Here is a 23,537-nt window from a genome sequence, read left to right as displayed (position 1 = left end):
CGCGGAGGTCGACAGCGAGGTGATCGAGCTATTGGCCGACGACAGGCCCGTCGACGTGGAAGTCGACAGCGACGTGATCGAGCTGTTCGCCGACGACAGACCCGTCGAAGTCGAGGTGGACAACGAGGAGATCGAGCTGTTGGCCGACGACAAGCCCGTCGACGTGGAAGTCGACAGCGACGACACCGAGCTATTGGTCGAGCTCAGGCCGGTCGACAACGAGCTGATGCCGGTCGAGGTCGACGTGGACAATGACGTGATCGAGCTGTTCACGGACGACAGCCCCGTCGAAGTCGACGTGGACAGCGACGAAATCGAGCTGTTAGCCGACGACAGCCCGGTCGAAGCGGAGGTCGACAGGCTCGTAATGCTCGAAGTCGTGGTGCTTGCGACCGAGTAGAGCTGACTGCCGTTGATGGCGTCGGTGCTGGTCGCGCTGACGAGGCCTGCCGCGACGTTCTGGATACGGCGTTCCGAGCTCACCTGGCCGACGCTGACGACACCACCTGCCGCGCCGGCACCGGCGAAGTTGCCGAACGTCAGACCACCGATCGACGTGGAATTGACCGTGGTGGTGCCGGCACTCGAAGTTGTCAGTGCACTGGTCGTCGCCGAACTGCTGCCGAGTGCGACCGAATTCGCGACATTTGCTGTCGACTGAGCCCCTATGGCAATAGCGTTGGATGCCGACGCGCCAGCCGACTGTCCAAATGCAATGGCCCCCTGTCCATTGACTGTGTCGTTATTACCAATTGCGATGGCGTAGTTACCAGTAACAGTGTTGTAAGCACCAATTGAGGTGTTGTAGACACTATTAGCCGTGCTCGAGTAACCAAGCACGACGACGTCGGCATTGCTCGCTGTAGTCCCCTGCCCAATCGCGATGGCACTTTGACCCGATGCGACGGCGCCTCCACCTGTAGGGGAGCCAATAGCTATGGAGCCGGCACCCGTTGCGGTAGAGTAACCATTAGCTGGAGCGTACTGCGCATCAGCATCATGCATCTGCGCGCCCAAGGCTACTGCAGCCACGGCGACGAAATGTACAACCTTCAATTTCTTGGGCTTGCCTCTGGCGGAGTCAAGTTCCGATACGGCAACCCACGCCCCCAGTGATTCATTCCAGACCGATCGATATGTTTTGTTCATTTTTCACTCCCGGTCCTATTTGCTCACCCGGTCATCTGTAATTTTCGTGATTGGATTCCGCTTATTACCGACCTAAAACCAAAATCTGCACTCTCGATTCGAACCAACATCCGAGGCTCACCATTGCGCTTCTCGCCAAGCGAGCCTCACTTCAGAAAGTAGAAATTCACTTGACAAGCGTATCGATCACCTGGTTCTTAAAAATTAACGAACGAATATCAATCCATTCACGAATTCTTTGCGCAACCCCATTCCAGTTGACTGACCGGATATGCCTCACATGAATACTGCGCATGCTCGCCAATACTCACAATCCAGAATCTCAGTTCGGAACGACGCGAATCGATGCTGTAACCTCTATAGTTACTCGCATGCCAAATCCTGAAAGTACGAGTATCTGATCTTCGCTTTAACTCTAAAACCGGGCATCTCACTCGTCGCGATCGCTACTGTATATCTCGGCTCGCGATCCTTATCTCGCATCCACGCAGGCGCACGCCCTCCCCCTGACCACGTCGCGCCGCTAACAGGAGCGAAATAGCATGGCCGCCGTTTGGTCGCACGACGCAAGATATCGACAGCAAAAATATCCTCTGGAACGAAACCAAAATCCCGGACACAATATTTTATCTCGGGCAAAATCGCCTCTGCGGCAACTCGCCGCTCTTCAGCAATCCGGGACTTCAGCTTCGTCATTTCACCCAAATACCGTCGATACGACTCCAGGCTGTGAATTTCGATATAAAAAATCATCATTCACGATCAAAATCGGCGATTTCGCTCGATTCAACAACCCGTGAAAATCGCACGACTCGGCTCACCCTCAGCCGACCACCGCAGTGAAATACCGCCATATCAAAAAATGTTAATAACCTTGCCTCGTTTCGCCTCACAAAACGATCAAGCCACAAACACATTCAAAGCGCATCCACACCTGCCTCAACCATCCATACCACGCATGCTATCTCGATGATGAAGTGTGATTGACAACATTTGTCACACATCGGCGTTCCCTCCCCAAAAACCCTTATGTTCATAAAAGTTGACAAAAACCCTACGTGGAAATGTCAATCTATTTCAGGGATCAATCCTGCCATCGGCAGCACAGCACCCAAGCAAAATATTCCGATTTCCCTTCGCTTTGATCTAACGAATAGGTCAACGCCAATGCAAGCACGTTGGCATGCGCAGAGTTGAGCAACACGAAAAAATAGTGCCAATGAAAATTCTTGCCGTTGATGACGAGCCGGCACAGGCGGCGCTTCTCCACGACACACTGATCGCCGAGGGGTTCAATGTACGCAGCGCCACCAACGGCGCAGAAGCCATACGTTTCCTCGAAACGGATACCGTCGATCTGGTCGTGCTCGACTGGAACTTGCCGGATATTTCCGGACTGGAAGTCCTCGCATGGATCCGTGCGCGCATCGGCAGAGATCTTCCCGTGTTGTTCCTGACGAGTCGAGTGCGCGAGGACCAGCTTGTCGTTGCACTTGAAGCAGGTGCTGACGACTATATGGTCAAACCCATTCGCCACCGTGAATTGATCGCGAGAGTTCGCGCCCTTCTGCGGCGGGCTTATCCAGCCAACTCGACGCCGTCGTCGATCAACGTTGGTCGTTATCGCCTGGATCTTGCGACCGAAACCGTATTCCTGAACGACGAGGCAATCAAACTGACATCCCGAGAGTTCAACGTTGCCGTTGCGCTATTTCAAAACTGTGGTCGCGCGGTGCCACGAGAAGCACTGATCAAGTCGATATGGGGGCGCCATAGCGACAATATCTCCCGTACGCTCGATACACATGTCTATCGCGTGCGATCCAAGCTGCGAATCGGGCCCGAAAACGGTGTTCGGCTTCGAGCTGTCTACAATCACGGCTATCGCCTGGAGTTGATCGATTCGAGTCATCTGGACAGCGCCGAGTAGCCGCGCCCTGCCATCCCCTCGACACTCGGCATCGCGTACTCGCTATCGTCGTCTTGGCAAAAACACATGTGTTTCGAGCGCCGCGCAGTCCTTTCGATCGACATCCATGACTTTGTACGCAACCGTCTTCCGGAACTCGATCTAGAAACGTCCGCGAGTGCCAAGGCTCATCGCGCTCCCAGGTTCGAATCGTGTCACCGGGCCGCCGTCACGCGGCTGCAATCTGCCGCTCGAATGCCGCTTCCGCCTTCAGGCTGTCGAGATCGCGGCCCACCGTCACGACCGCGAGCCGCGTGTCGCCGCGCCAGTACGCGATCGAGCAGTCGTGCGCACCGAGGTCGCCATCGATCTCGACGCGATCCCATTGCTCCGCATGCCCGACGTAGTTGATCGTCATGTCGTAATGCTGGCTCCAGAAGAACGGCACCGCGTCGAACGGCCGCTGCTGCCCGAGCATGTTGCGCGCCGCAACGATCCCCTGCCGTTCGGCGACGACCCAGTGCTCGACGCGAATCCGCTCGCCCGTCAGCGGATCGGGCCAGCGCGCGATATCGCCGGCCGCATAAATGCCGGGCACGCTCGTCTGCAGGAAACGGTCCACCGTCACGCCCCGCTCGATGGCAAGCCCCGCATCCTGTGCGAGCGCAACGTTCGGGTGCACGCCGATGCCGACCACCACGACATCGGCCGGCAGCACGTCGCCGGTCGACAACGTCACGCTGTCCGGCGCAATCTGCGCGGGCGTCGCGCCGAGATGGAACACGACGCCATGCGACTCATGCAGCGCCTTGATCGTGTCGCCGAGCGCGGCGCCGAGCACGTGCGCCATCGGCTGCGCATCGGGCGCGACGACATGCACGTCGAGCCCGCGCGTGCGCAACGCGGCGGCCGCTTCGAGGCCGATGAAGCTCGCGCCGACCACGACGCAGCGGCGTGCCGTCTTCAGCTTGCCGATCAGCGCATCGCAATCGGCGCGCGAGCGCAGGACGCACACATGCGGCAGATCCGCGCCGGGCACGGTCAGCCGGTTCGGCTCGGCACCCGTCGCGAGCAGCAGCGCGCCGTATCCGACGCGACTGCCGTCGGCCAGCTCGACCGCATGCTGCGCGGGGTCGATCCGCACGACACGCGTGCCGCACCGCACATCGATGCGTTGGTCGGCATAGAACTCCGGCGCGCGCAGTGGCAGCCAGTCGGCCTCGGCCGTGCCCGCGAGATAGTCCTTCGACAGGTTCGGCCGGTCGTACGGCGGATCGCTGTCGGCACTCAGCAGCGTGACGGGATGCGGATAACCTTCCTGCCGCAGCGTGACGGCCGCCGCGATCGCGGCCGCGCCGCCACCGACGATCACCACCGATTCGGGCAAGCCCGCCGCATTCAGCGCAGGCGGTACGGCCGGCCGCGCATCGAGCACGACAGAACGGCCGTCACGGCGTTCGACGCGCCAGCACGGCAGCCCGTCGAGCGCCGGCGCGCGCAGCATCTCGCCCGTGCGCAGGCAGAACGCCGCGTGGTGCCAAGGGCAGCGGATCGTGTCGCCGACCAGCAGGCCGTCGGCCAGCGGCGCGCCGTAGTGCGTGCAGTGCGCGCCCACCGCAAACAGTTCATCGGCGCGGCGCACCAGCAGCACCGCCGCGTCGCCGACATGGCCCTCGATCATGGCGCCGTCGGCGATGTCGTCGAGCGCGATGCCCTGCGCGAGATCAGGGCGTGAAGACGCGGAGTCGCTTCCGGACATGGCTTCGCTCCCGCAGAGTCAGGTAACGATCCCATTATCGGCGTCCTTCACGAAAAGAACAGGTACAGACGACCCCGCAGCGCACGCAAACACCGACTGTCGCTTGTACGCGATCCATGACCGGCGTAGAACGTCATCGACGTTGCGGCGCAACACGCCGCTGCCGCCCATGACGCATTCCGCGCCGCCCGATCATCCGTGGCGTGGCGCGGCGATGTGCGAACTTACGCGTCGTCGACGTTGTCCGCGTAGTGGTCGACCGCGACCTTGCACTCGTCGAACACCACCGTCAGCCGCTCGATGTCGTTCGACTCGACCCACTTCCTGACCTGCAGGAAATAGCCGGTGCCGAGATCGGCGATGCGGGCCGGATCGTCGGTCGTCACGTCGACGGTCGCGATCGCGCGGTTGCCGGGTAGCGGCGACAGCGTCGCCGCGATGTCGAAGCGCCGGTACGATTGATCGATGCGCATGCTGTTCTCCCGAATCGGTTCACAGGCGGCGCTCAGCCGAGCGCCTGGCGGAACACCTTGCCGCCGAATCCCGTCACGACGTTGTCGACCGAAAACGGCGTGGCTTCCTTCGCCTCGAGAATGATCGCGACGCTGCCGGGCACGAGGCGCGCGGCCACCGTCTCGACGAACGTGCCGTCGAGCAGCGCGTTGCCGGCCGCTTCCGCGAGGATACCGGCGCCCGCGCCGGCCGCCATCCCGGTGATCACGCCAAGCGGCCCGACGAGCAGGCCGAGCAGGCCGCCCGCGATCGCGCCGATTACGCCGCCCTTGAACGGCCGCGATTCGGCGCCGAGCACCGCGAGCTTGCCGGCCGTGTCCTTTTCCACGACGACGCCGTTTTCGATGTGGAATCCTTCGTTTTTCTCCGACAGCGCCTCGAAATCGTTCGCGGCCTGGCGAGCCGTGTCGACGCTGCCGAACACGGCGACGATCAGTTGCTTGGTCATTCGAACCCTCTCTCACGTGGATGGGCTGCACGACCGCCGCACGACGCACGGCGCACCGGCAACCCGGTGTTCGATTCAGATGCCGGTCGCCCCGACGCGTGCGCGGGCCGCAGCGACATACGCCTGCGCGGCCGCTTGCTGCAATTCGATCGCCTGCTTCGTGTCGACGGCATGCGTGCTCATCCTGCGTCCTCCTGTAGCGTCATTGCGTGGGTACGCGGTTTGCCGCCCGCTTGTCATCTGCGCGCATGCGCATTGTCCTCGACATCGTCGACGTCCGCCGGAAAGCGATGCTGGCCGAAGCTCAGGATCAGCACGCCCACCGCGAGCAGCACGATGCCGAAGGTCGTCATCAGCATCCGCTCGGGGCTGTCGGTCGCGCCGCGCAGGATCAGGTCGCGCGCGAGCGACGTCATCGCAATGAACAGAGGAAACCGCACGGGCAGCCGGCCGAGCCGCAGATAGCGCACGTCCATCGCGAGCACTTCGAGATAGAGAAACATCAGCAACAGGTCGGTCAGCGACACCTCGCCCGCGAGCACGACCTTCCATGCCTCCTGCACCATCGCGAACGCAGTCGCGAGCCCGATCACGATCAGTCCGGCCAGTTCGGCCGCGTGAAGGAAATGGCCGAAGCGGCGGCGGATACGCTCGGCGGGCGAACAGGAAACGGTAGACGTATTCAAGGTGACAGTCGATGTGATGATGCATGTGCAGTGCCGGGCGGAGGAACCGCCGTGTCGAGCGCGGTGTCGTGCGTATCCGGCGCCGGCGTGCCGGCCGCGCCGGTCGCCTGCGCGACCGCGGACAGCGTGCGGCGGCAGCACACGTGGAACGCGACGCCCGCGTCCGTGCAGGCGACGTCGTGCGCGCGGCACAGCAGCAGGCGGCAGCCGAGATACCGTTCGAGGCAGTCGATCCGGTCGCTCACCTGCGCCTCGCCGAGCTTCAGTTCGGACGCCGCGCCGGACAGGCCGCCATGCTCGACCACCGCGACATAAACACGCATCGCTTCCAGCAGATTCATGGTGACGCTCCTCGTCGGCGGGCGCAGCGGGACCTAATCTACTGCACGCTGCACGCGTGCTCAAGAGCACAGCGCGGTGCACGCCAGGAGTACAGCTGCACGGGTGCCGCACAAAATCCGGCCCTGTTTGATTCATTCGAATGACAGATTGCCGATACGTGTTCCAAAGACCTGCCGAAGCTGCTAGATTGCATGCTCGACGACGTTACGCGGTGCACGCGGGTCATGCACCGGGCGGCCGGCCGCCGCCGCTGCGGCCCGTTGCGCGATGCCCGCGCAACGTCCTTCATCCGCATGTCACAAAGAGAACAGTCGCATGACACAGTCCAACCGTTCGCCTTCGCGCGCCGCGGCAGCCGCGGCTCGCCCGCCTCGACATGACTGACCGGCAGGCCGCGATGCAGACACCTCCCCCACTCTCCCAGGCCGTCCACAGCCCGATCACGCGCAGCGCGATCTTCCTCGTGGCGACGATCAATCCCGGCGCCGATCACGCCGACACGATCCGTTCATGGTGCGGCGACATCGCCGCGCTCGTGCGTTCGGTCGGCAAGCGCGTGCCGGGCAGCAACCTGACCTGCGTGTGCGGCTTCGGCGCCGACGCGTGGGATGCGCTGTTCGGCAACCCGCGCCCCGCGTCACTGCATCCGTTTCGCGAATTCGGCGCCGGGCAGCGTGTCGCGGTCGCGACACCGGGCGACATCCTGCTGCACATCCGCGCCGAAGCGATGGACCTGTGCTTCGAACTCGCGACGCAACTGCTCGGCGCGCTCGGCGCAGCCGTCACGGTCGTCGACGAGGTGCACGGCTTCCGCAATTTCGATCAGCGCGCGATGATCGGCTTCGTCGACGGCACCGAGAACCCGGAAGGCCGCGAGGCGGTCGACTTCACGGTGATCGGCGATGAAGACGCGGCATTCGCGGGCGGCAGCTACGTGATCGTGCAGAAGTACCTGCACGACATGGCCGGCTGGAACGCGCTCGCGGTCGAGACGCAGGAGCGCATCATCGGCCGCACCAAGCTGTCCGACATCGAGCTCGCGCCGGACGTGAAGCCGTCGTGTTCGCACAGCTCGCTGACCACGCTCGACGAGAACGGCCAGGAAGTGAAGATCCTGCGCGACAACATGCCGTTCGGGCGCCCGGGCGCCGGCGAATTCGGCACCTATTTCATCGGCTATGCGCGCACGCCGGCACCGATCGAGCAGATGCTCGAGAACATGTTCGTCGGCCGCCCGCCCGGCAACTACGACCGCCTGCTCGACTACAGCCGCGCGGTCACCGGCTCGCTGTTCTTCGTGCCGTCGGCCGACCTGCTCGAAGCGCTCGCCGACCGTGCGGCGCCGGCCGCCGACGCCGCGCAACCCGAATCATCGTCGTCCACGCCGCATCGTGACGGCTCGCTGAAAATCGGCTCGCTGAAAGGAACCCAAGCCTATGAATAACCTGCACCGCGAACTCGCCCCGATCTCCGCCTCCGCCTGGGAACAAATCGAGGAGGAAGTGGCGCGCACCTTCAAGCGATCGGTGGCCGGCCGCCGCGTCGTCGACGTCGACGGCCCCGAAGGCCCCGAACTGTCGGCCGTCGGCACCGGGCACCTGGTTGAGGTTGCCGCGCCGCGCGAGCAGGTGAGCGCACGGCTGCGCGAAGTTCGCAGGATCGTCGAGCTGACGGTGCCGTTCGAGTTGAGCCGCGATGCGATCGACAGCGTCGAGCGCGGCGCGCGAGACGCCGACTGGCAACCGGCGAAAGACGCCGCGCAGCGGCTCGCGTTCGCCGAAGACAACGCGATTTTCGACGGCTATCAGGCTGCCGGCATCGTCGGCATCCGCGAAGGCACGTCGAACCGCAAGCTCACGCTGCCGGCCGACGTCGGCGCGTATCCGGACGCGATCAGCGACGCACTGGAAGCGCTGCGGCTCGCCGGCGTCGACGGCCCGTATTCGGTGGTGCTCGGCTCCGACGCATACACGGCGCTCAGCGAAGCGCGCGACCAGGGCTATCCGGTCCTCGGCCATATCAAGCGGATCGTCAGCGGCGAGATCATCTGGGCGCCGGCGATCAGCGGCGGCTGCGTGCTGTCCACGCGCGGCGGCGACTACGCGCTGCACCTCGGGGAAGACGTATCGATCGGCTACACGAGCCATGGCGACAAGGCCGTCCGCCTGTACCTGCGCGAAACGTTCACGTTCCTGATGCTGACGAGCGAAGCATCGGTGGCCGTGGCGCCGCAGGGCAATCCGGCGGCCTGACAACGGTTGCCCGCGCGCGATGCCTGCCGGGCATCGCGCGCGACCGGCCGCGCTGCGGGCCGCATCTTCGTCGCCGATCGAGCCCATCTTGCATGGAGGATGTGATGAGCGAGTCGAATGAGGCACTGCAGGCGCTGCATGCGTCGGTCGACAGCCTGAAGAAGACGGTCGACGCGAACGCGAGCAGCCAGGCCGGCGACACCGCCGTGCTGTTTACCGTGGTGTCGCTGATGCTGGCCGAGTTGCCGCCCGACACGCGCGCAACCTGATCGAGGATTCGTTCTCCGTCGGGGCCAATGGTCTGCCGAATCCGGCACTCGCAACGGACGTGAAGCAGATCGGCCGGCAGCGGCTCGCGATGAGACTCTCCGACTGATCGCAGTCCACCACGGCGGCGCCATGTCCGGCCCGCACCGTGCAACCTGCCCCCTCCTTCGGCCGTAACGCACGCATCCGCGGTGCGCGCGTGGTCGAACATGACCGGTTCGCGCGCACTCACGCTGCGGCAGTTCTGCCGCGCGCGTCCACTCGCATCACCGCCCGTTTACCGGCAACCGGCGCGCTGCGCGCCGATGTCGCACCACGATACGTTCGCGCTTCATCCCTCCCCGCCTCCCGTCCCCGCACGCGGCGCATGCCGCGCACGCCCGCGCCACCGCATGCGCGCCCGTCTGTACTCCTTGCCACCCGTTCCCTCACGCATGTGAGGGTGCAATTCGCCGCCGGCCCGGCGCGGAACTGTGTCTTGGATGGTGCTCGCCGATTCGTTATTTTGAACGCAGTCGAAGCGATGCCGTGGGCTCCTCGTAGCACTCGCGCTTTTTGCCCCGACCACGACCGTGCACCACGCCGGCGCGCGCTGCGCGACAGCGTGGGTGCGGCACGCGCGCCGCCGCGCCGCGCGTCGCGTATTCGCGGTCGGGACGCGCGAGCGCCGCACCGCATCGGGACTTCACCCTTCGATCCACCTTCACAGACAGGAGCCAGACCACCATGCCCGCACTTTGCGATATCTGCCACGCCCGGCCGGCCGTCGCGCGCGCAACCGTGATGCAGGACGGCGAGCGCAAGACGATCTCGATTTGCGATTACCACTTCCGTCAGCTGATGCGGCATCAGAGCATGCTGAACCCGTTCGATTCGCTGCTCGGCGGTGGCGGCCCGTCGTCGCTGTTCGGCGAGCTCGGCGACGAATCGCCGCTCGCCGCCGAGGTGCCGCGCGAATCGGTCGACCCGACCGACGCGTTCAGCGAACAGACGCTCGAACTGCTGCAGCGTGCGGCCGAGAAGGCACACGAGCTGCGCCGCAGCGAGCTCGACTCCGAACACCTGCTCTACGCGCTCGCGGACACCGACGTGTGCGCCGCGCTGCTGAAGGAACTGAAGCTGTCGCCGCAGGACATCCAGTCGTATATCGACGAACATGCGCACACCGGCACGGCCGCCGCCGACGCGCCGCTCGACAAGCTGTCGATCTCGCCGCGCGTGAAGAAGGCCGTGCAATACGCGTTCCAGGCGTCGCGCGATCTCGGCCACTCGTACATCGGCCCCGAGCACCTGCTGATCGGGCTCGCATCGGTGCCGGACAGCATCGCCGGCACGCTGCTGAAGAAATACGGCGTGACGCCCGAGGCGCTGCGCCAGAAGGTCGTGAAGGTGGTCGGCAAGGGCGCCGAGGACGGCCGCGTCGATGCGCCGACCGGCACGCCGAACCTCGACAAGTTCGGCCGCGATCTCACCGCGATCGCGCGCCAAGGCAAGCTCGACCCGGTGCTCGGCCGCGCGCAGGAAATCGAAAGCACGATCGAGGTGCTCGCGCGCCGCAAGAAGAACAACCCGGTGCTGATCGGCGAGCCCGGCGTCGGCAAGACGGCGATCGTCGAAGGGCTCGCGCAGCGGATCGTCAACGGCGACGTGCCCGAGGTGCTGCGCGGCAAGCGGCTCGTCGAAGTCAACATCAACTCGATGGTGGCCGGCGCCAAGTACCGCGGCGAATTCGAGGAGCGCGCGAAGCAGCTGATCGACGAAGTGACCGCGAAGCAGGACGAGCTGATCCTGTTCATCGACGAGCTGCACACGATCGTCGGCGCGGGCCAGGGCGGCGGCGAAGGCGGCCTCGACATCGCGAACGTGCTGAAGCCCGCGCTCGCGCGCGGCGAGCTGAGCCTGATCGGCGCGACGACGCTCAACGAATACCAGAAGTACATCGAGAAGGATGCGGCGCTCGAACGGCGCTTCCAGCCGGTGTTCGTGCCGGAGCCGAGCGTCGAGCAGACGATCGTGATCCTGCGCGGGCTGCGCGACAGCCTCGAGGCGCACCACCAGGTGACGTTCGCCGACGACGCGTTCGTCGCGGCCGCCGAGTTTGCCGACCGCTACATCACGTCGCGCTTCCTGCCCGACAAGGCGATCGACCTGATCGACCAGGCCGCCGCGCGCGTGCGGATCGGCGCGACGTCGCGCCCGGTCGCCATCCAGGAAGGCGAAGCGCAGATCGCGCAGTTGAAGCGCGAGCAGGACTACGCGACGTCGCGCAAGCGCTTCGACGAAGCGAAGCAATTCGAGGAGCAGATCAACGCGAAGCAGAAGACCGTCGACGAGATGATGGAAGCGTGGCAGCGCAAGACCGGCTCCGAAACGCTCGAGGTGACCGTCGAATCGGTGGCCGAAGTCGTGTCGCGGCTGACCGGCATCCCCGTGTCCGAACTCACGCAGGAAGAGCGTCAGAAGCTGCTGAAGATGGAGGAGCAGCTGCGCGAGCGCGTGGTCGGCCAGAGCGACGCGGTGGTCGCCGTCAGCGATGCCGTGCGGCTGTCGCGCGCGGGGCTCGGCCAGACGCACCGGCCGATCGCGACGTTCCTGTTCCTCGGGCCGACGGGCGTCGGCAAGACCGAGCTCGCGAAGGCACTGGCCGAGACCGTGTTCGGCGACGAGCAGGCGATCATCCGCATCGACATGTCCGAGTACATGGAACGGCACGCGGTCGCGCGGCTGATCGGCGCGCCGCCCGGCTACGTCGGCTACGACGAAGGCGGCCAGCTCACCGAGCGCGTGCGGCGCCGCCCGTACAGCGTGATCCTGCTCGACGAGATCGAGAAGGCGCACCCGGACGTCTACAACGTGCTGCTGCAGGTGTTCGACGACGGCCGCCTGACCGACGGCAAGGGGCGCGTGGTCGACTTCAGCAACTCGATCATCATCGCGACGAGCAACCTCGGCGCCGCGATCATCATGGACAACCTGACCCAGCCGGAAGCCGCGCGCAAGACCGACAAGGCGATCCGCGAAGAACTGATGCAGGTGCTGAAGGGCCACTTCCGGCCCGAGTTCCTGAACCGGATCGACGAGGTGATCGTCTTCCACGCGCTGTCGAAGGACAACATCCGCGCGATCGTGCAGATCCAGCTCGACCGCGTGGTGCGCACGGCCGCGGCGCAGGACATCACGCTCGTGATGGGCGATGCGCTCGTCGATCACCTGACCGAAGCCGGCTACCAGCCGGAGTTCGGCGCGCGCGAACTGAAGCGCCAGATCCGCCAGACCATCGAGACCAAGCTCGCGAAGGAGATCCTCGCCGACCGGCTGAAGTCCGGCGATCGCGTCGCGGTCGACTACGACAAGGACAACGACGAAGTGACGTTCGACAAGCTCGCCGCGCCTGAAGCGAAGGATACGAAGGACGCGAAGAAGGACGTCGACGGCAAGGCGAAGCCGAACGGCAAGGCGGCCGCCAAGGCATCAGGCGAAGCGAAGGCAGGCGAAGCGCCGGCCGACACGCCGCCGCCCACCGCCAAATCGTCCGGCAAGAAGTCGTCCAGCGCGAAGAAGGACGCGCACTGAAACCCCGCCTGCCCTGCAGCCCGGGGCACGCATGACCGGCTCCGCCCATCCGGCGGAGCCGCCCCACGCCACGACACGGCGCAACCCGAGCCGCCCGCACCGGGTCCGGCTCTCGGAGATTCACATGACAAATCGACGCGAAGTGCCAGGCATCAGGAAGTACGATGGGCCCGCCGGCGGTTGGGGCGCGCTTCGCGCGACAGCCGATGCCGTGCGCACGCAGATGGAAACCATCGAGGCGCCGATCGTGCTGATGCGGACCAACCAGCCCGACGGTTTCGACTGCCCCGGCTGCGCATGGCCCGACAAGGAACACAAATCGACGTTCCAGTTCTGCGAAAACGGTGCGAAGGCCGTCACGTGGGAGGCGACGACCAAGCGCGTGACGCCCGAGTTCTTCGCGGCGAACACCGTGTCGTCGCTGCTGCACATGTCGGACTACGAACTGGAGAACATGGGCCGGCTCACGCATCCGCTCGTCTACGATCGCGCGACCGACACGTTCCGCGCGATCGAATGGGACGACGCGTTCGCGCGCATCGGCGCAGTGCTGCGCGCGCTGCCGCCCGAACAGGTCGAGTTCTATACGTCGGGCCGCGCGTCGAACGAAGCCGCGTACCTGTACCAGCTGTTCGCACGCGAGCTCGGCACCAACAACTTCCCCGACTGCTCGAACATGTGTCACGAGCCGACCAGCGTCGGCCTGCCGCAGTCGATCGGCATCGGCAAGGGCACCGTGTCGCTGGAGGATTTCGACCAGTGCGAGCTGATCATCTCGATCGGCCACAACCCCGGCACGAACCATCCGCGGATGATGGGCACGCTCCACGAGTGCTCGCGGCGCAACGTGCCGATCATCGTGTTCAATCCGCTGCGCGAGCGCGCGCTCGAACGTTTCGCGGATCCGCAGGACATGATCGAGATGGCGTCGTTCGGCTCGACGCGAATCGCATCGACGTACTACCAGGTCGACGCCGGCGGCGACGCGGCCGCGCTGAAGGGCATCATGAAGGCGCTGCTGCAGCTCGAGGCCGAGCGTGGCGACGTGCTCGACCGCGACTTCATCGCGCAGCACACCGACGGCTTCGACGCGTTCGCGGCCGACCTGCAGGCCACGTCGTGGGACGACATCGAACGCGCGAGCGGCCTCAGCCAGGCGCAACTCGAACAGGTTGCGCTCGCATACGCGAAGTCGAACGCGACGATCATCACGTACGGGATGGGCGTCACGCAGCACAACAAGGGCACCGCAACCGTGCGCCTGATCGCCGACCTGCTGCTGATGCGCGGCAACATCGGCAAGCCCGGCGCCGGCGTCTGCCCGCTGCGCGGCCATTCGAACGTGCAGGGCAACCGCACGGTCGGCATCACCGAGAAACCGTCGGCCGAGTTCCTGAAGAAGATCGAGGACGTGTGCGGGTTCACGCCGCCCGCCCATCACGGGCACGACGCCGTGCAGGCAATGCAGGCGATGATCGACGGCAGCGCGAAGGCGCTGCTGTGCCTCGGCGGCAACTTCGCGGTCGCGCTGCCCGATCCCGAGCTGTCGTTCCCGGCGATGGCAAAGCTCGACCTGAGCGTGCATCTCGGCACCAAGCTGAACCGTTCGCACCTGCTGGTCGGGAAGGAAACCTTCATCCTGCCGGTGCTCGGCCGCACCGAGCTCGACATGCAAGAGAGCGGCCGGCAGTCGATCACCGTCGAGGATTCGATGTCGATGGTCCACGCGTCGGCCGGCAAGCTCAAGCCGGCATCCGACCAGTTGCGCTCGGAGCCCGCGATCGTCGCGGGGATCGCGCATGCGACGCTGCCGGCGAGCAAGGTCGCGTGGCTCGACCTGATCGCCGACTACGACCGCATCCGCGACCTGATCGACCGCACGGTGTCCGGCTTCGAGGCGTTCAACGCGCGCATCCGCACGCCGGGCGGCTTCCGCCTGCCGCTGCCGCCCACCGAACGCGTGTGGCCCACGCCGACCGGCAAGGCGATGTTCTCGATCTACAAGGGCGTCGCGGAAGATGCGGAAGTGCTCGGCGGCGAGCAGGTGCTGCGGCTGATCACGCTGCGCAGCCACGACCAGTACAACACGACGATCTACGGGCTCGACGATCGTTATCGCGGCGTGTTCGGGCGACGCGACGTGCTGTTCATGAACCCGGCGGATCTCGCGAAGTACGGTCTCGAACACGGCGACCTCGTCGACATCGAGACGATCACCGCGTCGGGCCGGACGCTGCGTCTCGAGAAGATCACCGCGATCGAGTACGACATCGCGCCGGGGTCGGTCGGTGCGTACTACCCGGAAGCGAACGTGCTGGTGCCGCTCGACTACATCGACAAGGAAAGCGGCACGCCGTCGTACAAGTCGGTGCCGGTGCGGGTGGCGCGCTCGGCGGTCGTTTGACGCAACGGCAGGCTCGCGGGCGCGGATCGGCGCGCGACGCCGCGCTGCATGCGGCCCGGCCAGCAGTGACGTCACGGCTGCCGCAGCCGCCAGCACGGTACTGTCAGGTTGTTCGGTGACCGGACAGCAAGGACGAGTGAGTCGGGTACCGATCGGCTTACGCTGGCATCCGGGCGTATGAAGCCCTTTCCCAGGCCGTGAAGGCCTGGGCACGCGCCTCGCGTTTGCGATGCGAACTCCGATTGTATCGGCACCCCATGAACAGATTCGAAACCTGTCCATGGACCGAGGCAAATCGTTGCAGCTGGCGCGCCGATTTGAACCGCCGCATCACCTTCTCGCGTACCCGGGTTGGCTGGTGCGAGTTTTCCGCCCGGTTGTTTAATCCCTTGTGCTGCCAATGCTCAATGTTCAGCCCCAGTTCATTGTTCGAGGCCGCGTAACTGCGCAGCTTGTCCGTCACCATCACGCGCGGGCAGCCATGGCGCCTGAGCAACTTGCGCATCAGTCGTTTGGTTGCTGCCGTGTCGCGGCGGCTCTGCACGAGCACATCAAGCACCGCACCGTGCTGATCGACGGCTCGCCGCAGTCAGTGCTTGCGGCCGTTGATCGTCTCGACCATTTCGTCCAGATGCCACTTATCGCCGCGCCCCGTCGCCATCGAACGAATCCGCTGCGCGATCGACAGACCGAATGTCGTCGCCCAGCAGCGCACCGTTTCGTACGTGAGTTCGATACCCCGAACGGCCAGTAACTCCTCAACCATGCGCAGTCTCAACGGAAAATGGTAGTACAACGAAACAACATAGCAGGTGATGTCCGGCGGAAACCGATAGCCCTTGAACGAAACAGGTGCCTCGTCCGGCGGCGGAATGGAGATGGACGCGCTCTTCATGCCCCATTCTATTCGCCGACTTCTGGAACAAGCTGACAGTACCTCACCGAGCCATGGCCGGATTTATGCAACAACGCCTTCCATTTTGTAAGAATATTGCGATTGACAGCGCCGCTTCACGTGCCGTAATTTTTCGTAACGTAAATAGCACGACGGACCTGAGAGCACCCCGTTATACACAAGTCCGTTCAGCCTTATCGGTCAACGCTGAGCGGTTGAGCAACTGATTCGACGGCGGGCACCGTTGACTGGCCGGTTCCCCATGCAACAAGGGCTTTGACGGATGCACACGTCGCCCGCAAATATTTGTCTGGCGCCGTCCTGGTTGTCGCAAAGCCCTATGCAGCAGGGGCTTTGCGGAAAATCCGGCACGCCAGTCCCCGAGATGTTTATAACGAGGCGGCATGAGACAACCCATGAACAAAATAAATTTGAGATTATTTTTTTATGTCTTGATATGGGTGTCTCTCAGCTTCGGCGCACTTCGTTCCATTGATTTGATTAATTTAACGCCGATACAATCATTCGTCTCAAAGGTTTTTCTTGTTTCGTGGTCCGTCGTGCAAATAGTAAAGGAGGCAGTTAGATTTATGAATGCTATGGGCAAGTAATCGCGATCAACCGGACGCGTTACCTGCCGGCGCCGGGGCTGCGGCGCTGCGACCATCCGGAATACCGATCTCCGTCATGTCCGCATCCTCGACAGCGCCGCGCAAGAGACGCCCCCGCCCCCCCGGCCGCCTCCTGCACAGCGGGTCATGCCCTCCTCAGCGTGCCGCCGTCGGCGGCAGCTGCGCGCCGGTCTGCCGGCGCCGATACGCGCTGTCGCGCGTCGCGAGCCAGTAGTACAGCGGCGACGTCAGCACCAGCCCCACCACCCACGACAGGTCCGCGCCGCCGAGATGCGCGGGAATCGGGCCCGCATACATCGGCGTGTTCATGAACGGAATCTGCACGAGGATGCCGATCGCATACGCGAGCAGCGCCTGCGGATTGAAGCGGCCGTAGATCCCGCCGTCCACCATGAAGATCGACTTGATGTCGTACTTGCCCTTGTGGATCACGTAGAAGTCGATCAGGTTGATCGCCGTCCACGGCACCAGCACGACGAGCAGCGCGAGCACAAGGTCGACGAGGTTGCCGACGAAGTTCGTCGACGCGCCGATCGCCGCGTAGCAGCACGCGACGAAGATCACGACCGACACCACCGCGCGCGCCTTCGCGGTCGGAATCCACTTGTACGCGAACGTCTGCACCGACGTGATCACCGCGAGCACCGCGCCGTACAGGTTCAGCGCGTTGTGGCTGATCACGCTCAACAGGAACAGCACGAGCATCAGCGGGCCGAGCGGGCCCGTCGCCTGCTTGACCGCATCCATCGTGTCCATGCCGGCCGGCACCGCGAGCACCGCCACCGCGCCGAAGATGAACGCGAGCGTCGAGCCGATCGTGCAGCCGAGATAGGTTGCCCAGAACGTCGACGCGACGCCGACATCCTCCGGCAGGTAGCGCGAATAGTCCGACACGTACGGCGCGAACGCGATCTGCCACAACGCCGACAGGGACACCGTCGCGAGCCAGCCCGCGAAGTCGAAGCCGCCGCGCGTCAGGAAATCGTCGGTCGTCACGTGCGTGAGGATCATCCAGAAGCCAACAACGATGCCGATGCCGAGCACCCATGTGCCGATACGGTTCAGGATGTGGATGAACCGGTAGCCGACGATGCCGATCAAGCCCGATCCCACCGCGCCGATCACGATGCCGACCGATACCGGCACCGACGGCGCGATGCCGTGCACCGACTTGCCGGCCAGCACGATGTTCGACGCGAAGAAGCCGACATACATCACGGCCGCGATCACCGTCACGAGCAGCGCGCCCCACGAGCCGAACTGCGCGCGGCTCTGGATCATCTGCGGAATGCCCATCTGCGGCCCCTGCGCGGAATGCAGCGCCATCAGCACGCCGCCGACCGCCTGGCCGACGACGATCGCGACGATGCCCCACATCAGGTTCAGGTGGAACATCTGCACGCCGAGCGCGCCGGTCACGATCGGCAGCGGCGCGATGTTGCCGCCGAACCAGAGCGTGAACAGGTCGCGCACCTTGCCGTGGCGATCCGCGGGCGGCACGTAGCCGATCGTGTGCTTCTCTATCATCGGGGACGCGTTGCGGTCCACGTTCGTCATGGTGATGTCTCCTGTCCTGCGCGACGATGCGCGCTTGCCGTTTCAACCTGCGCGCGACGATGCACGCGCCTGCAATCGGGTCCGGATACGCGAGCGACGACGCACCGCGTGCACACGCGGCGGTGTCGAACGAAGCGGGCGATACGCGGGATGCGGGGACGGATGACATGTCCCGCCGGCACGTGCGCGGCCTCGTCGTGATCCAGGTTGGAAACGATGGTGCGCCACGCGCGCCGGGACCGGAAAATACTAAAAATATTTCCGAGACATACGAAAAAGCTCTGTAGCGGAAATTCCGGCTTCGGGCTTCTTCAGGTAAGGTGCTACGCGAAACAATGGACAGAATGCGCCCCGCCGCGACACGCCGGGGGGCCGTGTATCAGAGGTGCCTGTGGCTCACTACACTTTGCGGCAACTGAAATACTTCGTGACGACGGTGGAATCCGGCAGCGTCGCCGAGGCGTCGCGTCAGCTCTTCATCGCGCAGCCGTCGATCTCCAGCGCGATCAAGGGGCTGGAGGAAAGCTTCGGCGTGAAGCTGTTCATTCGCCATCACGCACAGGGCGTGTCGCTGACGCCGAGCGGCACGCGGTTCTACCGGAAAGCGCAGGAGCTGCTGCGCATCGCGCACGAATTCGAACAGAACGCGCTCGCCGACAACGACGTGATCACCGGGCAGATCGACATCGGCTGCTTCGAGACGGTCGCGCCGCTCTATCTGCCGCAACTGATCGCGGGTTTTCGCGAGCGCTATCCGGGCGTGAACATCCGGCTGCGCGACGGAGACCAGCAGGAGCTCGTGCAGGGCCTGACGTCCGGCGCCTTCGATCTCGCGCTGATGTACGACCACGATCTCGACGGCACGATCGAAACCGAGCCGCTGATGCCGCCGCAGCAACCGTACGTGCTGCTGCCGGAGAACCACCGGTTCGCGGGCCAGACGCACGTATCGCTGCGCGACCTCTGCGTCGAGCCGATGATCCTGCTCGACGTGCAGCCGAGCCGCACGTATTTCGTCAGCCTGTTTCACGAACTCGGGCTGACGCCGAACATCGTGTTCGGCTCGCCGTCGATCGAGATGGTGCGCGGGATGGTCGGCCAGGGGTTCGGCTTTTCGCTGCTCGTCACGCGCCCGCATTCGGAATATACGTACGACGGCCAGCGCGTCGTGACGATCGGCCTCAGCGAAACGGTGAGCCCGTCGGGGCTCGTGAGCGCACGCCTGAAGCGCGGCCAACTGACCAAGCAGGCGCAGTCGTTCGTCGATTTCTGCCGCGAACGCCTCGCGCAGATCATCGCGGAAACCGCGCGATAACGAAGGAGAAAGCGCACGCGCCGCAAGACGGGCGCGTGCGTGTCGGTTGCGGGTTCAGGCGGCCGACGCGAGATGCGCGGCCAGACGGTCCAGCATCGCGTCGCATCCGTGCAGCTGTTCGAGCGTGACGAACTCGTCCGGCTTGTGCCCCTGGTCCATGCTGCCCGGCCCGCACACCACGGTCGGAATGCCGGCCTGCCCGAACAGCCCGCCCTCGGTGCCGAACGCAACGGTGCCGAACGCGTCGGAACCGCTCAGCATCGCGAGCAGGCGCGCGGCCTCGCTGTCCGGCGCGGTGGCGAGCCCGGGATACGCGCCCAGCGGCTGCAGCCGAATGTCGGTATCGGGCTGCACCGCGCGCATCCTCGGCAACAGTTCGGATTCCGCATAGTCCTGCAGCTTCCTCGGCACGTCGTGCGCATCGAAATCCGGCAGCGCGCGCACCTCGAAATCGAACTCGCATTCGGCCGGCACGATGTTCAGCGCGCGGCCGCCCTTGATCAGGCCCGTCTGCACGGTCGAGAATGGCGGATCGAAGCGGCTGTCGTGACGTTCGGGCCGTGCCAGCGCCGTGCCGATCTCGCCGAGCCGGCCGATCAGCTTCGCCGCATAGTCGATCGCGTTGACGCCCGACGGCGCGTACGCCGAGTGGCACGCGGCGCCCTTCACGTGGCAGCGCATCGCGAGCTTGCCCTTGTGACCGAGCACCGGCTTCAGTTCGGTCGGCTCGCCGATCAGGCACAGGCGTGGTCGGTGCTCGCGCGCGGCCAGTGCGTCGAGCATCGGCCGCACGCCGAGACAACCGACCTCCTCGTCGTACGAGAACGCGAGGTGCACGGGCACGCTCAGCGGCCGTGCGACGAACTTCGGCACGGCCGCGAGCACCGAAGCGATGAAGCCCTTCATGTCGGCGGTGCCGCGGCCGTACAGGCGGCCGTCACGCTCGGTCAGCCGGAACGGCTCGACCGTCCACGCCTGCCCGTCGACCGGCACCACGTCCGTGTGACCCGACAACGCGATGCCGCCGCGATCGCGCGGCCCGATCGTCGCGTACAGGCTCGCCTTCGTGCGTTCCGCGTTGTAGAACAGTTCGCTCGATACGCCGAAGCCGTCGAGATAGTCGCGGATGAAGCCGATCATCTCGAGATTCGAATCGCGGCTGACCGTCGCGAAACCGATCAGCCGTTCGAGCAGCGCGCGGCTCGATGCGTCACTCATCGCCCGGCACTCCGTAGCTCGGCGCGGCGGTCGGGTTCAGCGCGCGCGTCTGGTAGTCCTGCATCTGCGGACGATACGCGCGCCACAGCGCGTCGAGCTGCCCGATCGGGTCGGCATCGGCCCAGTCGACGCGCAGGTCGACCACCGGCCAGGTCAGGTCGCCGGCCACCTTCAACGCGGCCGAGTGAACCGGCCCCGCCTCGCCGCCGGCCGCCATGGCCGCATGCATCGCGGCCAGCAGGCGCTCGGCGAGCACGCCGGGCGCCTGTTCGAACGCTGCCACCATCGCATCGATCACGGCCGGCGCGGCCAGCAGGTTGCCGGCCGCCACGCATTGCTCGCCCTGCACCGCGTGATGCGTGCCGAGCGCTTCCTTGCCGGTGAAGCACGCCGTCTGCCCCTGCCCGTCGATCACCGTGACCTGCCGGTACTGGCTCCAGCCGTTCGCGCTGAGCGCGCGATCAAGCGCCGCGGCGGGTGCGAGCTGTTCGTGTTCGATCAGGTCGAGGGTCTGCGGGCCGAGCGCCGGCAGCGTGATGTTCTGCGTCGCGACGGCGCCCACGCCCGCACGCACCCACGGGCAGCGCGCGCCCACCGCGATGCTCGACGAGCTGATCGCGATCCCGAGCTGGCCCGTCTCCGGGCAGCGCCCGACGATGGAGAAAGTCATGTCGCCTCCTATGCGCGGTTCGGCTGCCAGTGGTCCGGGATCACCGCGATCACGTCGATCTCCATCAGCCACTGCGGCTGGCCGAGCGCGGACACGACGAGCCCCGTCGAGATCGGATAGACACCCTTCAGCCACTTGCCGACTTCCTGGTACACCGGTTCGCGATAACGCGGGTCGATCAGGTAGGTCGTCGTCTTCACGATGTGCGTGATGTCGCTGCCGGCTTCCTCCAGCAGCTGCTTGACGTTCTTCATCGCCTGCTCGGCCTGCGCGCGCGGATCGCCGAGGCCGATCAGCTTGCCGTCGAAATCGGTGCCGACCTGGCCGCGCACGTAGACGGTATTACCGGCCCGCACGGCCTGGCACAGGTCGTTGTCGAGCGTCTGGTTCGGGTAGGTATCCTTCGTGTTGAACATGCGGATACGGGTATGGGTAGGCTGGCTCATCGAGGTCCTTCGATCGTCGGTGGAAACACCCGCCGGGCCGGAAGCAGACGCGGCGCGGCGGGTTCGGGTCAGTTCGCCGCTTCGGCGAGCGGGCGTGCGTCGGCCGGTGCCGACGGCGCGGCCGCGCGGTGCTGCGACGCGTCGTGATAAGCGAGGTACTTGCGCTGCGTCACGATGTGATCGGCGATGTGCTTCGCGTCGTGCCACACGCCCCAGATGAAGCTGGAGCCGCGCCGCGACAGCCACGGCAGCCCGAGGAAATAGATGCCCGGCTCCTTCGACACGCCGCGCTGGTGCTGCGGCTTGCCGTTCGCCGCGAACGCATCGACGTTCAGCCAGCCGTAGTCGACCGCATAGCCGGTCGCCCAGACGATCGACGTGATGCCGGCGCCGGCGAGATCGAGCGCGAGGATCGGATGCGCGACGCAGTCGGGGTTCGGCAGGATGCGGCGGGCTTCGGGTTCTTCCGGCAGGTCGAGGCCGTTGCGTGCCGCATAGGCGTCGGCCGCGTCGAGCAGCGACAGGTAGTTCTCGTCGCCGCGCGCCAGATTGATCGCGAGATCGCGTTCGAACACGGCCACGCCGTCGTCGAACGACTTCGTCAGCCCGACGAGCGTCACGCCCTGCTTCGCGAGCGCACGAAAATCGACCGTATGGCCGCCGCGCGCACCGCTCACCGCGATCGTCACGTGTTCGCGGCCGGGCGTCGCGACTTCCTTGTCCCATTCGCCCAGCACGCCGAGCCACCAGCAGAAGTCGCGGCCACGATACGCGCGCGGCGGGCGATCGTGCGGCCCGACCGACAGGTACACCGACCGGCCCGCGCGCTGCAGCTCGTCGGCGATCTGCACGCCCGACGAACCCGCGCCGACCACCAGCACCGCGCCTTCCGGAAGCTGGCCCGGGTTGCGATAGTCGGCGGAGTGGATCTGCACGAGACGCGCGTCGTCCGGCGCGATCGGCGGAATGACCGGGCGCTGGAACGGCCCGGTCGCGACGACCACGCGGTTCGCCTCAATCGTGCCGTCCGACGTTTCGACGACGAAGCCCGGCTTGCCCGTGTTGCGCACGACGCGCTTCACGTCGACGCCCGTGCGGATCGGCGCATTGAATTTGCGTGCATACGCTTCGAAGTAGTCCGCGACCTGGTCTTTCGACGCAAACGCATCGGGATCGAGGCCGTCGAATTCGAGCCCCGGGAAGCGGTCGTGCCACGCGGGGCCGTTCGCGACCAGCGAATCCCAGCGCCCGGTGCGCCAGCGTTCGGCGATGCGGTTGCGCTCCAGCACGAGATGGGGCACGCCCAGCTTGCCCAGGTGCTCGCTCATGGCCACGCCGGCCTGCCCGGCGCCGACGACGAGCGTATCGATTGAGGTTGTTTCGACTGCCACGGCTGTCTCCTTCTGAAGTGCGGCTCGCCGCGACGCTCATGCTGTCGCGTGAGTTGGAATGGAGACATTCTGCTGACACGCACGCTTGCGCGAAATGATGTTTTTTGTTGG

Annotated in this window: 18 protein-coding genes and 2 pseudogenes; 7 read left to right on the top strand and 13 right to left on the bottom strand. The window is 65.2% G+C overall.

The window, feature by feature from the left end:
- Together VL15_RS40740 and VL15_RS40735 are read right to left on the bottom strand one after the other, a co-directional pair.
- On the bottom strand, positions 1 to 1,149 hold a 1,149-nt coding region (locus VL15_RS40740; protein ID WP_268991230.1), incomplete at its 3' end, for an ESPR-type extended signal peptide-containing protein.
- Positions 1,150 to 1,512: 363 nt separating this feature from the next.
- Positions 1,513 to 1,905, bottom strand: a complete 393-nt coding sequence (locus VL15_RS40735; RefSeq protein WP_080970978.1) for an H-NS histone family protein — start codon at positions 1,903 to 1,905, stop codon at positions 1,513 to 1,515.
- 463 nt (positions 1,906 to 2,368) lie between these two features.
- On the opposite strand from VL15_RS40735, the gene VL15_RS28605 reads away from it, so the two are divergent.
- Positions 2,369 to 3,079 carry a response regulator transcription factor gene (locus VL15_RS28605; protein ID WP_048250041.1) on the top strand — a complete coding sequence of 237 codons (711 nt, stop codon included), beginning with the start codon at positions 2,369 to 2,371 and terminating at the stop codon, positions 3,077 to 3,079.
- A gap of 208 nt (positions 3,080 to 3,287) precedes the next feature.
- Here the strand turns inward: VL15_RS28605 and VL15_RS28600 are convergent, their stop codons facing one another.
- The 5 genes from VL15_RS28600 to VL15_RS28580 form a co-directional block, all read right to left on the bottom strand.
- Positions 3,288 to 4,817 (bottom strand): FAD-dependent oxidoreductase, encoded by a 1,530-nt coding sequence (locus VL15_RS28600; protein WP_048250040.1) that lies wholly within the window; start codon positions 4,815 to 4,817, stop codon positions 3,288 to 3,290.
- Positions 4,818 to 5,041: 224 nt separating this feature from the next.
- On the bottom strand, positions 5,042 to 5,290 hold the full coding sequence (locus VL15_RS28595) for a hypothetical protein (protein ID WP_048250039.1): 249 nt from the start codon (positions 5,288 to 5,290) through the stop codon (positions 5,042 to 5,044).
- 32 nt (positions 5,291 to 5,322) lie between these two features.
- The gene (locus tag VL15_RS28590) at positions 5,323 to 5,778 is read right to left on the bottom strand and encodes a DUF1269 domain-containing protein (protein ID WP_048250038.1); all 456 of its coding nucleotides are present in this window, start codon (positions 5,776 to 5,778) and stop codon (positions 5,323 to 5,325) included.
- 236 nt (positions 5,779 to 6,014) lie between these two features.
- Complete coding sequence (locus tag VL15_RS28585; RefSeq protein WP_048250037.1) at positions 6,015 to 6,464, bottom strand: phosphate-starvation-inducible protein PsiE; 450 nt, start codon at positions 6,462 to 6,464, stop codon at positions 6,015 to 6,017.
- The gene (locus VL15_RS28580) at positions 6,461 to 6,805 is read right to left on the bottom strand and encodes a helix-turn-helix domain-containing protein (RefSeq protein ID WP_080970977.1); all 345 of its coding nucleotides are present in this window, start codon (positions 6,803 to 6,805) and stop codon (positions 6,461 to 6,463) included. Before VL15_RS28580 ends, VL15_RS28585 begins: the two co-directional genes overlap by 4 nt.
- A 377-nt stretch (positions 6,806 to 7,182) precedes the next feature.
- On the opposite strand from VL15_RS28580, the gene VL15_RS28575 reads away from it, so the two are divergent.
- The 5 genes and pseudogenes from VL15_RS28575 to VL15_RS28555 all read left to right on the top strand — a co-directional run bounded on the left by VL15_RS28575 (position 7,183) and on the right by VL15_RS28555 (position 15,302).
- On the top strand, positions 7,183 to 8,250 hold the full coding sequence (locus VL15_RS28575) for a Dyp-type peroxidase (protein ID WP_048250036.1): 1,068 nt from the start codon (positions 7,183 to 7,185) through the stop codon (positions 8,248 to 8,250).
- Positions 8,243 to 9,058 carry a family 1 encapsulin nanocompartment shell protein gene (locus VL15_RS28570; protein ID WP_048250035.1) on the top strand — a complete coding sequence of 272 codons (816 nt, stop codon included), beginning with the start codon at positions 8,243 to 8,245 and terminating at the stop codon, positions 9,056 to 9,058. The genes VL15_RS28575 and VL15_RS28570 overlap by 8 nt, the downstream gene beginning before the upstream one ends.
- Before the next feature lie 104 nt (positions 9,059 to 9,162).
- Positions 9,163 to 9,434, top strand: a pseudogene (locus tag VL15_RS28565) (hypothetical protein).
- A gap of 617 nt (positions 9,435 to 10,051) precedes the next feature.
- Entirely contained in the window at positions 10,052 to 12,898 is a 2,847-nt protein-coding gene (locus VL15_RS28560) for an ATP-dependent Clp protease ATP-binding subunit (RefSeq protein WP_048250034.1), read from the top strand.
- A gap of 124 nt (positions 12,899 to 13,022) precedes the next feature.
- A complete protein-coding gene (locus VL15_RS28555) occupies positions 13,023 to 15,302 on the top strand; it encodes an FdhF/YdeP family oxidoreductase (protein ID WP_048250033.1) in 2,280 nt (759 codons plus the stop codon).
- Between the two features lie 157 nt (positions 15,303 to 15,459).
- On the opposite strand, the pseudogene VL15_RS28550 reads toward VL15_RS28555, so the two are convergent.
- A pseudogene (locus VL15_RS28550) lies at positions 15,460 to 16,197 on the bottom strand (IS6 family transposase).
- Positions 16,198 to 16,964: 767 nt separating this feature from the next.
- A complete protein-coding gene (locus VL15_RS28545; protein WP_048250032.1) occupies positions 16,965 to 18,386 on the bottom strand; it encodes a purine-cytosine permease family protein in 1,422 nt (473 codons plus the stop codon).
- A 391-nt stretch (positions 18,387 to 18,777) separates the two neighbouring features.
- On the opposite strand from VL15_RS28545, the gene VL15_RS28540 reads away from it, so the two are divergent.
- Positions 18,778 to 19,701, top strand: coding sequence for a LysR substrate-binding domain-containing protein (locus VL15_RS28540; protein ID WP_048250031.1), 924 nt, complete (start codon positions 18,778 to 18,780; stop codon positions 19,699 to 19,701).
- 54 nt (positions 19,702 to 19,755) lie between these two features.
- On the opposite strand, the gene argE is transcribed toward VL15_RS28540, so the two are convergent.
- The 4 genes from argE to VL15_RS28520 all read right to left on the bottom strand — a co-directional run bounded on the left by argE (position 19,756) and on the right by VL15_RS28520 (position 23,426).
- Entirely contained in the window at positions 19,756 to 20,919 is a 1,164-nt protein-coding gene (argE, locus tag VL15_RS28535; RefSeq protein WP_048250030.1) for an acetylornithine deacetylase, read from the bottom strand.
- Positions 20,912 to 21,589: a DUF1028 domain-containing protein gene (locus tag VL15_RS28530; protein WP_048250029.1), complete on the bottom strand. Its 678-nt coding sequence runs from the start codon at positions 21,587 to 21,589 to the stop codon at positions 20,912 to 20,914. Before VL15_RS28530 ends, argE begins: the two co-directional genes overlap by 8 nt.
- A gap of 8 nt (positions 21,590 to 21,597) precedes the next feature.
- Positions 21,598 to 22,035, bottom strand: coding sequence for a RidA family protein (locus VL15_RS28525; RefSeq protein WP_048250028.1), 438 nt, complete (start codon positions 22,033 to 22,035; stop codon positions 21,598 to 21,600).
- Positions 22,036 to 22,103: 68 nt separating this feature from the next.
- Positions 22,104 to 23,426: a flavin-containing monooxygenase gene (locus VL15_RS28520; protein ID WP_048250027.1), complete on the bottom strand. Its 1,323-nt coding sequence runs from the start codon at positions 23,424 to 23,426 to the stop codon at positions 22,104 to 22,106.
- Between the last annotated feature and the right edge of the window lie 111 nt (positions 23,427 to 23,537).

The organism is Burkholderia cepacia (genome assembly GCF_001039005.1).
GTDB lineage: Bacteria > Pseudomonadota > Gammaproteobacteria > Burkholderiales > Burkholderiaceae > Burkholderia > Burkholderia theae.
This window is presented reverse-complemented; position numbering and strand designations above follow the sequence as displayed.